Raw genomic sequence first — 14,221 nt, forward strand, 5'->3', positions numbered from 1 at the left:
CAAATTAACAGTAGACCGTGTTAGAAAAAACCAATCCCACAAGATTGCGGCTTAATTTTTTAAAAAAACAGAACGTCAAATTTCGTATAGCACAAGCCACATTCAAAAACATTATGAAATTGATTCTATTAAAAACTTTAGATAATTAATCCTGCTACATACAATCTATTCAAACCGCGTCCTCTCCTTCTAATAGTGTTTTATTTAAATATGGATTTGACAGTTATTTTAACTTCCAGCATTAACTAGGTCTGTAACTAACTTCCCACCGGAGTGGCAAAAAAATCCCATTGGAGTTGTTAGGCCATACAGGGATGGAAAAAAAGACCGCTGAGCGATAGTCGCAGGGCGGTCTAATTAATGTTTATTAGCTTTATATTACTTGAATTATCTTTAGAATGGCAACCATTATCAATAATAGTATTGATAATGACACAGCAATTTTCTTATTACGTAATTTCGAAAATAAATAGACAGTAAAAAGATAGATTAAGAAAATAAATTTACCGAGCCAGTTGCTCTCGATTATAAAAAATGCTCCAATGACTAATAGCACTGAAAAATAAAATACTACCTTTGAGTTTATCACTTGTAATCACTCCAATATCTATAATCAATTACATTATAACCTTTGGTGACTACAATAAGTTGCTGTGTATTCTGGGTTTCAATGTCGGTACGATAAATTATGGTTCTTCTTTCACCAACATCTGGATTTTCAGGCATCCAAGCCTCGCTCAATATACCAGCAGTAAAACCAGTAGGATGCTCAAGGCTCTTCCCGCCAAATTGTTTAGCGACCAGCAAACCAATTCCGTAACCAATTACAGCCTTTGTAGTCTTTGCCTCCCAATACTCAAATGAGCTAGTTTTGTTACTTTGTTCCCAATAGGAATATTTAGGGTTTTCATCGTAAAATACCTGACCAGTGGATAAAACACTAACTGTTGTTTTCTGTCCATTATCTGAGACCAAATCATGGTTCGCAACAGGAACATATTTATATTTAATATCATCTGCCAATTTTTGATTCTTAGAGTAATAGTATTCACTTCTTATTTGATCAGCTTTTTTTTCAGCATTCATCATATCTTGCACCCTGTTCCATTTACAACTCAGACTCACACATTCTGTGTTATTAGCAGTCATCCATTTGTCTGATTGATCTTTGGTTAACTTAATTAAATCTGCATTATCTGAATTTTTAACGTGTCCTGTCGGATCAGAGTAGATCAGAGGATTATTCTCCACATAAGTATAAAGGTTCAACGACAGCGGATTATTTATCTGCCCCTCATACGAATCCTCGTTTATGAATCTACCAACGCTTGGATCATAGAACCGCGCCCTTAAATAGTACAGCCCTGTCTCATCATCATACTGCTCCCCAGCATACTTGAATGAGTTGGAAATACCTTCGGTCTTGTTCACGATATTTCCCCATTCGTCATACTGATATTGATTCACAGTCGTACCATTCGCATCAACGATCTGCACAACATCCCCATGACCATTGTATAAATAATAATACATCTTACTTGTGCTTGTCTCTTTTTTCGCCAATAAGCGGTCGCCTCGGATGTAGTTAGCTTTAACTGTATTGTTTCCGTCACTTTCTGAAATCACTTGTCCGTTTGCATTGTATTGATACTGTACTGTTTGCGTACCAGAAGTTTTCTTGTAACGCAAGTTATTAGGCGCGTAAGCAAACGATGTTGTAATGGTGCCACTTGTAACACTAGTCAATCGATTGAGTAAATCATACGTGTAGCCTGTATCAGGTAAGGAGAGATTCATAGCGCTGTCTTGCAGGGTCGAACGGTTACCTTTCAAATCGTACATATAACTCGCTGTGCTTCCATCTTGTCTGTTAATCCTACGTAATCGATTTAAAGCGTCGTACGAGTAATTCGTAGTGTTTGTAACCTGATTCACAGTCTCTGTCTTAGACGTGATGTTATTATTATCATCGTACTCATATGAATAGATTGACAGAGTCGTGTTGCCTTTAGTGTTCGTTACTGTATGTAGCCGATTCAACGCGTCATACGTGTTAACTGTCTTTAATACTGAACCGTCTGACAGTGTCGGGTACGTAATGGTCTTTACTTGTCCATTTGCGTAATATTCATACGATGCATTAACAGTATCAGCTGTATTAGCAGTGGATTGACCATCCACTTGAACCTTATCCATCCGCTGTTTGTCATAGCGAAAGTTCACATTATAACTTGAAAGGTTATTTGTTTGTCTAGTAACACGACTGTTACTATCATAGGCAAGTGACAAATTCGAACTGTAATTAGTACCGGACATGCTAATGGAAGTCAATCGTTTCATGTTGTCCATGCCTGTTGTCATGTTTCCCGTACTGGTTCCATTCAAATACGTTTCTGCCTTATCATACATGATGCCGTTACTGCCGATAATCGACTTACTTGAAAGTGTTGTGCCACTAGCGGATACCGTACTGACGGTAAGACGATTCTGTTCATCATACTGATTGGTAAAGATCGTGCCATTGCGATCCGTATGTTTGTTTAGCAAGCCCATATTATTGTACGTGTAGGTTTCGCTTAAATTGGATGGATCGGTCTTCTGTATGAGTCCTCCAACTTCGTTGTATTGCTTCGTGTTAAGTATTGCTGCCGTATCGGAAGAACTGCTCTGCATGGAAACCTGTTGCAAGTTTCCTCCTGTATCGTACTGGTAATTGGTTAATTGTCCCATGGCATCCTTCAACGTGACCAGACGATTCAGCTTATCGTAGGTGTACTTTCTCGTTACACCATCTGCATTAAAGTTTTTCTTCCGATCGATATACGTAGTTACATTCCCTAAAATATCGTACATATAAGATTCCGTTACCGGTTGGGTCTGATTCGGCCAATCCTTATAAGCACGAGTTGTCAGCAGACGTCCCCATTGATCCGCATCTCGTTCAACGTAGCTGGATTTCAGATTGTTTTGCCCCGAATTAGTTCGATATGCACTAACATCTGCTGCCGCGACAAAGTAATGAGTGGATCGACGTGCTTTGAGATTATATTCGGTCTCGTACAGATTGCCATATACATCTGACACTTCATTTTGTCTGCCCCATGCATCGTAATTCGCGGTAGACGTATTCCCCATAGGGTCGATGGAATAATTTACTCTTGAAAGATCATCGTAGTGGTATTGATTAAACTTCCACGCACCTGTATTCGGATCAATAAACTGTTTAATTCGCAAGTTACCTAAACCATCATGAAACTCGTATTGTTCATTTAAGAAGGTAATAGCATTATTTGATTTTTGGGTATATTTCCGATAAGAGCGTACCTGTAAGCTTGAAATACCGAGATTCGTAGAATCATAGAGTTGTGAACTTGTGGAGTTGTTATAAATAAACACATCCGAAACGTCGTATTGTCCACCATTCAAATTCTTAAAGGTAGGGTACTTCACCTCCGTCGTACGACCTAACGCATCATAGATATACGCTGTTTTGTTAGTATTCTCATCGGTCACATCTTTCAATAATCCTGTCCCGATGTAATAAGTCATCTTTTTCTTTACAGTTTGAGTAACACTTTGACCACTATCATTGGTTGTATTAAAGATGCTCTCCGTTTCACTAGGGTACGCATAGCCCGTATCTGATCCGAAAATTGTGACTGTTTTCGCTGTCTTCCCGTTATCCAATGTTTTCGTTGAGGTAACTTTTTGTACTTTACCAAGTAATGGAGTAGCAGCACCTGTACAACTCGATGTAATAGTACCGTTAGCATCCATGATATCGTAACATGTGTTGGTCATCTCACTCTTAGGATTTGTGTAAGTTTTTAGCCTCCCGTTCGTATCATAGAAGTAACTTTCTGATGAAGCACTCGTATCGCTCACATTTTGATACCACGATTTAGATTGTAATTGGTTATAGGTCAGTTCATACGCGTACGTAGTTGTATATTTACTTTGTGTGGCTGCATCGTTTAATTGTGTCTGAGTTAGTGGTTGCGTCTCGCTTTGCAGACCGCCCCATACATTATAAGCTTTATTCACAAAGAGTTTATTTGCTGTTATATCAGTGTCGCCTACCGCGTAGTCTGCCATTTGAATACTTGTTGGTAAATATGTAAAAGTCGAATGAAAGGCAAGGTTGGTAGATATTTTACGCTCCCCATTAGAAGTTTTTGTCTCCGTCGATTTAGGCTGCTTGAGTCCGTTAAAAGTTGAAATGGTTTGTAGTCCATTCGTACTCGTCGTACTTTGCAATGTTGATGTTGATGAAAACGTATAGGTGCTCGGGAGATTATTTTGATCGTAGTACGTAGGATAGCCAGTATAGTCGCCATTGTAAGTGTAATTTATTTGATTATTATCCGTTTTCAACACATCTTTGCGACTTATGATGCGAAACTCTTCCCCAACGCCGCTAGTTCCTAAGTTTCGAGTGACTTTTTCATACTGGTACTTGATCTTGGAGTTGGGGTAAGATACAGTATTTAAAAGAAAATTGGAATTCCAGCCAGAGTAACTATCAAGATATTTTTTAATGTAATCAAACTTACCGCTATAATACATATTGGTACTTGAATCTACAGCATAATCAAAAGAAAGGTAATCTCCAGCTTGATTTTGAATACTTGATAAAAAAGGCTTATACCCATCCGGATTCCCATTAAATGTACTTTTAGAACGCCATTTCGTGTACGTAACTGATTGAACGACACTACCACCAGGGTCTTTAACCGAAATAACGGTTTTCTCCCCATTAAAGTTAGGATCCGTTGTTGTCTGTAGGTTAGTGTCATAGGTAAAACTCACCATTCTACCGACTGTATCGGTAATTGAATCGATCACTTTATATGTTTGACCGTCGTACATTAGGCGATCTAGGTGAGAGAATGTAATTTTATTTCCAAATCGGTCTACTATCCCCAGCAAGCGACCGTCTGATGCAAAATATTCACGTTTCATGCTCGCATACTCTAAATAATAAGCAGAATTAGCCTGTCCATTAGAAAAAGTGTTAGCGGGATCTTGTACAAAACGCAAGTCTTTTCCTTGATAACCTAGTAAATGCGTATAGCTTTCTGCAGTACCTGTTGCACTGAAATCCACACGATAAATGGAACCTTCTCCGTTATGATAATACATATAACCATCCTGCAATTGTAAAGAAGGAAAACGAAACGACCATCCTATTCCCAAATCGTATCGACTATTCAGATAATTATATTTTTGAATATTGCCAGAAACATTGTATTTTCTCGTATATCCAAAGCTATAGTTACTTTGATACAATATCCCAATATCTAGATCAAGCCCTTCTCTACCTGGAAGATGAATATTATTCTGCTTCCACGTAAGCGCACCAGTAGCAGGATCAATCGCTTCACTGGAACCATTATGATCTGAAAATTGTGGCTTTTGAGTTTGGTTAATTTGCTGCTGGGTAATAAGTCCATTCATGACTGCATCAGTACCAAATACATCCGCATAAGCATGATGGGAAGAAAGCACTGTAACGATGAGAAATGCGAAGAATCCACTAAGGAAAATAAGACTCTTTTTCATGGTTACTTCCCTCCTTTGCCCTTCGAATTCTTATCATGAAGCTTTTGAAGTCCTGAACGACCTTCCTCTTTAAAAGTTGCAATAATATCGTCAGATACTAGGTCAGGATTCGTCTCTACCTGTTGAAGGATTTCCAGCTTTTCTGCATCACTTATAGTTTTACCTGCAAACTTTTTCTCAAGATTAGCATGTTTCTTTATAAGCGTTTTAAGTTGCTTTTGCTTCTGTTCTGTCACATCTTTTTCTATGTCATCCCAATTTTCTTTTCCTGCACGTTTCGTTTTAATCAGCTCTTTTGGATTGACAAGCAACTGGTTACCAATTTCATCTGAACGATAGATGTCTTCCAGTGTAGCTCCACTTAGTAAGAGTTCCTCCACGTCTTTTTGGGCATAGTTAAACTCGTCTTGTTGCTTTAGACGATGTTTTCGGTTTTCTGCAGCTTTTGCTTTAATAGCTTCAACTTGATTGTCCGTTTCCTTTGGTGTAGTAATATCTTGTGTAAGTGTTTGTGGTTTTTCTTCTTCCCGCTCAACTTTCTTTGAAGGTTCATTGGAACGGAGTACACTTCCTACTTTGCTGAGACCTCCAGAAATGATATTGCTATCTGCTAATACTGGTAGAGCTAAACTACTGACTACGACAACGATTAACAAAACGGAAACTATAATTTTGAACCTCTTACTATATTTTTTCAATGGTTATCTTCCTTTCCAACTTGTGGGTGGTATTTGTTTGCTAATTAGAAATACCTTCTGCCGCTAAAATATGGGCGCAATAAGTGAAAATAATATGACTAGACTTTACGTTCTAGTGTTACTTTGAAATTAAATTCCCATTATTATCATAAACAAATGTTTTAATGATCTGACCTGTTGATGTAATGCTGATGGAAGTCAGTCTCCCTCTCGAATCATAGGTGTATGTCAGTTTTCCATTTAGAAATACACTTATCGCATTGCTCGATAAAGATAAGTTGCCTGCGCCGTCCTTCGCCTTAACAGTTAAAATATTAAGCGTATTTGCTGAAAGAACTGTTACCGTATACGTTGTCGTACTACCATTCACACTTCCAGTTAACGTTGACCCACTGTAGATGTCATAACCTGTCACCCCTACATTGTCTGTCGATGTTGTCCATGTGAGCGTAATCGTACTATTCGTTTTTCCGCTTATTACTACATTACTTGGAACTGTCGGGGCTAGCGTGTCAATGATTGCATTTATGGCACCACTTGCAGCCGATAGATTACCTGATCCATCTTTTGATTTCACACTAAATGAATAAGTTGTATTGGCTGTTAGTCCCGCCACGGTAAAGGTAGTTGTCGCTCCGTTTACAGAGCCTACAAGCATAGCTCCCTGGTAGATGTCATAACCTGCTATCCCTACGTTGTCTGTCGATGCTGTCCATGTGAGCTTAATCGTATTATTCGTTTTTCCGCTTATTACTATATTACTTGGAACTGTCGGGGCTAGCGTGTCAATGATTGCATTTATGGCACCACTTGCAGCCGATAGATTACCTGACCCATCTTTTGATTTCACACTAAATGAATAAGTTGTATTGGCTGTTAATCCCGCCACGGTAAAGGTAGTTGTCGCTCCGTTTACAGAGCCTACAAGCATAGCTCCCTGGTAGATGTCATAACCTGCTACTCCTACATTGTCTGTTGATGCTGTCCAACTTAGTGTCATGGAATTTGCTGTAGATCCACTAATTTTCAAACCGCTTGGAGCCGTGGGAGGAGCCGTGTCACGGTATTTTAAAGGAATTGAGATATTTGCATAAATGGCACGCCCTATAGATTCTCGAAATACGATATAATAGGTCACTCCTGCTTCAAAGATATCCAAAACCTCAGTACTATGTTCTTCTATTAGTAAGCCAGTTAGATTGGACTGCGAATAAATCAGGATTGTTGGCTTACTATATTCAACATAATTATATCGATTGAAAGTAATTCTATAACCTCCCGAAATGTCAGGAGTAAATTGAAAAAATTCTGGAATTAATTCAGGTTTATGAATATTGATATTAGATCCTGCTGATATATCTATATAATTAACAGCATTTTTTGAAACAGAAAGCTGTGTATGAATTGGACTTCCGTTAAAACCAGAAACCTTTATATAATAAATTTCCCCTGGAATCATATTTACTCTTGAAAACAATACGGCCGAAGGACTGCCATCACCCTTAAAAGCAATTAAATTGGTCAAATTCTTATCGCTATACATATTAAGCATCGTTTTATCTGTACCGTTCACTTCAAAATTTTTTGTAGAGAACCCGTATGTACCGTATGAAGCCGGCGAAAAACGGAACACTTTACTTTCGTTCGCAGATAAATCCACATCCACTGTGGTTAGCAAATCAAGTGTATCCCATGACGAACTAACGGATAATCTGGCGTTTACCGCACCTGAATAGGGTAGAATCTTTACATAATACTCCGTATTTTTCGTTAGCATTACATTCATTTCAGAGAATACTGATCCATTGGCATCATTGTTGCTAGCTATCTGATTGGTTAACTGCCAGTCAGTAAACAGGATTAACTCCGTATCATTAGGAGCACCATACCCCCCAAAGGGTCCGGTGTAAATTTTATACATACCTGTATTTTCAGGTACAAAAGAATAATAATAGGATTCCCCTACCCCAAGAGATACATCTTTATACAAATTTAGATACAAGCGATTATCCAATATAGAAACAGCCGGATCTTCATCCACATAATTAGGCAATAATGCTTGAAATTCATTCACGCTCTCCTGATATTTTAATTTCAGGCCATCAAATTGATCTTTCCTGATTTCAAAATTAGCATAAACACTAGAATTCACACTCGAATAAACCGATTGTCCAACCGTGGTTTCAGCATCTGGAGGAACTACGGGTGTCATCCCGCTATGCAAAATTAAGTTTTCAATTAACAGCTCGTTGTAATGGTCCTCAATCTTCTTGGCCGCTTCGATATTGTTCTCTTTCAAAGCCAGCTTCTTCAATCCAAGAAGTCTGTTATTGATTTGCAGCAATTCCCGGTCCCATTGAATGAGAGGATCTTGCGAGGAAGTCTCTATAGGACCTGCAACTGCTGGAGGGATCGGCTTGTCGATAACCCCAAGCGCTCTGGCTAGATTAACAAGTCCATGCCCGTACTCCTGATTGCCTCCCAACCTGGTAGCCGTCTCAAAAAGTTTGTTTTTAACTTGTTCGCCTGTCCAATTCTTATGGGCAGACCACAAGGCTGCTAGCGATCCTGTAACATGGGGCGCAGCCATCGAAGTACCGCTAAGATTGCCGTAGTCTTGATCACTTGTCGTACTGAGGATTTCCGAGCCTGGCGCGACCAAATCGATCTCATTCCCTGAACTGGAATAATCCGCCCGCAAATGTTGCTTGGTAACAGCACCTACGGAGATGGTTTCTGGATATAAAGCAGGGTAAGTCTCCGTCTCAGCGCCTTTACCGCTGTTGCCTGCAGCTGCTACGACCAAGATGCCCTGCTCCGTTGCTGCTTGAATGGCCTCGTGCAAGGCTCTGCTGTTGTCACTCCCACCAAAACTTATGGAAATAATATTCATTCGATTCTGAATGGCCCATTCAATTCCCTGAATTACTTGACTATATGTTCCTGTACCGGTTTGATTCAGGACTTTCACAGCGAATATTTCCGATTGAGGGGCCACGCCAATAACGCCAATACGGTTATCTAAGGCAGCTATCGTGCCGGCCACATGGGTGCCATGTCCGTTATCATCCTGATATCCGGTGACACCTTCGACAAAAGAGACTCCGCCTTTTACTTGCAGATCTGGATGATCACTTATTCCCGTATCCAAAATCGCAATTCGAATAGCGTTTCCTCGCTGATTCTTTTCGGTCAGCAGATCGGCTCCGACAGCATGGATTCCCCATGGAATTTGTTCTTGGTTTTTCTGTCTAACATTTGATGATGCTCGCTCTCTGTTTACAGGACCAATGGAAGCGATGTTTACCTCCGAATCAGGTTCAATATAAGCGATGTTCGTATCGCTCTGTAAGCTCTGAACTTCATACACATCCAAACTTAAACCCAGTGAATTTGATGAAGATAATTTCTTTCCCTTCTTTTTTTGCAGCCCTTTTCTGGCTTTAAAGCTCTCAGATTCCACGTTTTTCTTCAGACCGACAATGTACCTTTTCTCATTCTTTCTTCCATTCATTTCTTGAATTTTGGCTGGTTCCTGAATATATACTTGTTCTTGCACTGTGGTTACACGGTCTTCCTTACTGCTTAACATTTTTTGTGCGTTTAAAGGTAGTGATGTTTCACTGTTGGCCAAGGCTGCGCTTGACATCATCAGCATGGATGAAATCAAAACCACGGGGATAAATCCTTTTGTTCGTTTCATGCTTCGTCCTCTTTTCTTTTTTAGTAGATGAAATCAAAAGGTTTACTTAAAAAACCTAAACAAATTGCACCCCCTTTCGTAGAATTTTCATGTATTTGCAAATTACGTTTCAATATATTTGGAATAGAAATAGAGAACTATGATTGGCAAGCTCTGGAGGTTTACGGAAATGAATGAAAAGCAGGGAAGGTGACCTGAAGACTAAAATAGGAGAGAAAATCAGAAAAAACCAATAATTAACACATAATTAAGGTGTTTTTACTTTTATTACTTTGTTTTTATTATTGTATTTTAAATTCGAAGTCGATAACTGTCGAAATTTGTTGTCGAAATTTAGAATAACATTAAATATTCACTAACTTTTTCCACACAAATCCACAATCCAACTCATTGAGCAAAGAGAAAAATCATCCATGCAGCAGTTGACGTATTTTCGGAGAACGGTCATTGTTTTGTAATCTAGCTGAAACGTTTCATTACTTTAAAGCATAAAAAAGCCCCCAGCCCCACGTTTAACGTGGTTTTGGAGGCTAGGCCCCTTATAGATGAAATCAGTTGGATCCATAGACCTCAAACGCACCGATTTTAAAAGATTTGGCTGCAGGGACAGCAGCCAATCCGGTGAATCCTTGCCCTGATCCGCCGCTGCCTACTTGCGGAGCACCGGGCCGCTTGCCGGACATGACAATTTTCACATAACGCTTGGTGACGGTATTAAAAGCAATATCGCTCACTGTCGAACCGTATGGATTTGTTGCCGTAGCGACAGTCTGCCATGTTTTGTTGTCATCGGATACTTGGATTTTGATCTCTTGCGCATAGTTTTCAAAGCCCCATCTGGTGATGGTTCGATTGATTGTTTTAGACGCTCCGAGATCGACCGAAAGCCACTGCGGATCGCTGCCGGATGCGTCTTTCGAATTGCTTTGCCATTCGGTGAACACGCTATCATCCACAGCATTCTTCGCCGGGAAGGACGCGGACTCTGTAGACGATACAGCTGTCTTTTTCCCTTTGGCCAGATCGAGCGTTGTTGGCGTCGGAGTTTTCTTCGTGATGATGTTATTATAGCAATCCAGCGAGATGACCGGTGCAGCTCCGTTTAAATCGGAGACAGCATACTCGGCCGTAAGGGTTCTTTGTTCGCCTGGCAGCAAGACGAAATAGTTGTCCTCCATTTTGACCGGTGCTACAAGATCGCCTCCCGTGCCTTTCTTGATCTTGGCGAAAACTGCGAAAGCAATGGAGCTGCCGTTATTTTTGACCGTATATGTGAGCGTTTGTTGAGAACCTGTTGTCACAGCCTTGCTGCTGACGAGTTGCAGGTCAACGGGGTTCAAGCTTTGTAATTCCGTGAAGTCGGCATATTGATCTTGAGGCGTGTAATTCCAATCATGATTCTGATATCTGACCAGATCTTTTTTCTTCGTTTGGGCGTAGGTGTTCACACTGATCAGCTGATTGCTCGCATCGCGCAATTCCAAACGAATGAAATAGGTAGGAGATAGATTAAGCGAATCTTCATTCAGTTTGTTCACAATGGTAATGCCGCTCGCCGTCTTGATTTTGCCACCGAAATTGATGGTTTCATAACCGACCTTTTTAGGCGTTCCGCCCACAGCTGGACTTGCTCCATCGGGAGAAACGTTCAGGTTATTGAATGCTTTGTCATACACTTTAGTGCTGTCGATATTGTAAACTTTAACACTAGCTTTCAAGCCCGAGTAAGCATCTTTCGTACTGTTGAGAATCTTAACTTCCTTGGAAGCGTAATCGAACATGATGTGTACTGGCTCATTCGCTTTCTTGACCCCGAAGTAAGAGCCGTTCGGATTCAAATAAAAGTCGAATAGATTCCAGTATAAGCTTGGGAATGAATTGTTGAGCATCCATTGAATCCAGCCTGACGCTTTGGTGTATTTGTTGGCGTTCACGGCTTCGAATTGTGCGCGCTGTGCGTCATATTGCTGCACTTGCGCTTTAATATTGAATTCTTCCAAGTTATTGGATGATCCATAGTGGCTGTCCAGCGCTTTCTGGAATACGTCTAGCTTCCCGAAGGCTTCTCTCGATGCATGGTAATTCCATTGTTGATAGTTGTCTCCACCTACGTTGTAAGGCCAGAGTGCGCTTGCCGGTAAAATTTTCTTTAAGGTTTCGGTGACAGGCAAGCTTGGTCCAGGACCTGCTTCCGATGTAAATCCGATTGCTCCGCCTAACTTCATATCTTCGAAATACATCGCCGGCGGCGCGTAATCATAGGTAGCATCCATGTGCATACCGCCCACCGTACCGGTTAATTCCGCAACCTTGGCAGAGGCGCTTGAGATGATAGCGCTGAAATCCTCCCAATGCATCTGATGTTCCAAATCCAGATACATCTGCTCGATAAATTTACCGCGCGCTACCGTCGAGCCTGGCGGCTGACCGTCCATATTGCCATACGAAGGCGGATTATCGCTTCCGTTCAACCAAGCAATCATGCTCGGATGTACTCTTAATTCGCGAAGCTGCGAGTATAGGGATGCTCCGGCAATTTTCGCTTCGTTATCCGTGAAGGAAGCAGGCTGCTGCCATCTGTCGCAGCATACCCAGCCCGCCATGAACAGGATACCGTTCTCGTCCAAAAGCTGGAGCAGCTGATCATCATTGAACTTGCCTTCGTCGCGAATGGTGTTCAGGCCCATATCTTTGACGTATTGAACGACCGCGTTGTTCGCATTCTGATCACGACGCAGAAGAAGATCTGTAGGCGAATATCCCCCCGCCTTGATGAGAACAGGCTTGTGGTTTACATAGAATTGCACCATATCTTTGAGCGGCGGATCAACCGAATTGGAAGGGGATACATTCATTTCCGTTGAAACTTCACGGATTCCGAATTTTTGTACCACACTATCGGATACCTTGCCGTTTGCCTTAAAACTAAAGTCGACGGTATACAACGGGTGATCGCCCATATTGATCGGCCACCAGAGCTGAGGACTGGCGACATTGATCCCTAGGAAGGAAACTTCCTGATCCTTGGCTGCGGCTTTTACAGTAACAGTCTTCGAAATACTCGTAACGGCAGCGCCTGAAGGGTCTTTAATGATGGCATAAACGGACCCTGTTACGTCTGCTTTGCTCGTATTGCTTAATTCCACATAGGCGTTGAGATGAGCGGCAGCAAGATTGGCATCCACTGTTGAGGTAACAAACGGGTTGCGCGTTTTTACTGTGTCGCTGGTTTTAATAAGAACATCGCGCCACAGTCCCATGTTGTTATCTGCCGGCCTTGGGACCCAGTCCACCCAATAGATCGTCAAATCTTTCAAATAATCAGGCCGTGTGACTTGAACGGCGAGCGTGTTTTTGGTTGTACCATCAGCGGTTACATAATCGGTAATATCCAATTCATAGCTGCGGAAGGAGCCGATGGTATCCGAACTGTTGGCGATTTGTTTGCCATTGATCCAAATGTCCGCTTTATAGTTGATGCCTTGGAAATTGACGGCGATTTTCTTGCCGGCCTCTGACGCTGGCAGTGTAAATTCCGTGCGATACCACCATGGCACTGTGAATCTGCTTTCGTCGATATAAGCCATATTCTGGCCAATGTAGGGATCTTTAATATTGCCGGCATTGACTAACGCTCCCAGAACGGTATTGGGAACCGTCGTGCCGAACCAACCGGATGTTGCGAAGCCGGATGTTGAAATTTTCGATCCGCTTGCGGTTGCAATAGCTGATGACTGAATATTCCAGTTCTGGCTTAACGGGAACACACTTGTTGCGGCTCTTAAAGAGTCTGCTGTAACATCCGCTCCTACTTCCACTTCGGCTGCTTTTGCTGTTCCTACCTGAGCCATTGGCGTACCGGCTGCAACGAATAAAAGCGCTAACATTAAGAAAAATAATTTCCTGATCGCTTTGGCAACATTCATAGATTTTCCCTCCTATTTACTGGATGTACAATCTTAAAACGCTTTAACTTTTAAGCGTCAAAGAAGCATAAATTGTGCTGGGCATCCCCCCTCTCATGAAAACAGGCACGTCACCGCTCCTCTACATTTTTTAATCAATTCGCTTAATACCATAATATTGGAAATAAGATGAGGATAAAATTTATTATCTCGACCTAGTTATGGACAATCCCGACTTTTTAATTGATTAATCGCCATTATTGCAACCAACTTTGACTTCGGCTATATTGACTCTTCATTTACCAATATGTTACACTTATTTTGTACTGACCAGTCAGTTTATTCAATCGCGT

Annotated in this window: 4 protein-coding genes; all 4 read right to left on the reverse strand. The window is 41.1% G+C overall.

Annotated elements, in window-relative coordinates; translation table 11 throughout:
- Nucleotides 1-585 precede the first annotated feature (585 nt).
- Nucleotides 586-5,562: an RHS repeat domain-containing protein gene (locus tag IEY34_RS06900; protein WP_189009605.1), complete on the reverse strand. Its 4,977-nt coding sequence runs from the start codon at nucleotides 5,560-5,562 to the stop codon at nucleotides 586-588.
- Between the two features lie 2 nt (nucleotides 5,563-5,564).
- Nucleotides 5,565-6,260 (reverse strand): hypothetical protein, encoded by a 696-nt coding sequence (locus IEY34_RS06905; protein ID WP_189009608.1) that lies wholly within the window; start codon nucleotides 6,258-6,260, stop codon nucleotides 5,565-5,567.
- 118 nt (nucleotides 6,261-6,378) lie between these two features.
- On the reverse strand, nucleotides 6,379-9,963 hold the full coding sequence (locus tag IEY34_RS06910; protein WP_189009611.1) for a S8 family serine peptidase: 3,585 nt from the start codon (nucleotides 9,961-9,963) through the stop codon (nucleotides 6,379-6,381).
- A 551-nt stretch (nucleotides 9,964-10,514) separates the two neighbouring features.
- A complete protein-coding gene (locus IEY34_RS06915; RefSeq protein ID WP_189009614.1) occupies nucleotides 10,515-13,889 on the reverse strand; it encodes a glycosyl hydrolase 2 galactose-binding domain-containing protein in 3,375 nt (1,124 codons plus the stop codon).
- Nucleotides 13,890-14,221 lie beyond the last annotated feature (332 nt).

The organism is Paenibacillus marchantiophytorum (assembly GCF_014640555.1).
GTDB lineage: Bacteria > Bacillota > Bacilli > Paenibacillales > NBRC-103111 > Paenibacillus_E > Paenibacillus_E marchantiophytorum.

What these genes read in the sequence shown, in the direction of transcription:
- IEY34_RS06900 (WP_189009605.1), bottom strand. Translation starts at nt 5,562, where the DNA reads ATGAAAAAGAGTCTTATTTTCCTTAGTGGATTCTTCGCATTTCTCATC.
- IEY34_RS06910 (WP_189009611.1), bottom strand. Translation starts at nt 9,963, where the DNA reads ATGAAACGAACAAAAGGATTTATCCCCGTGGTTTTGATTTCATCCATG.
- IEY34_RS06915 (WP_189009614.1), bottom strand. Translation starts at nt 13,889, where the DNA reads ATGAATGTTGCCAAAGCGATCAGGAAATTATTTTTCTTAATGTTAGCG.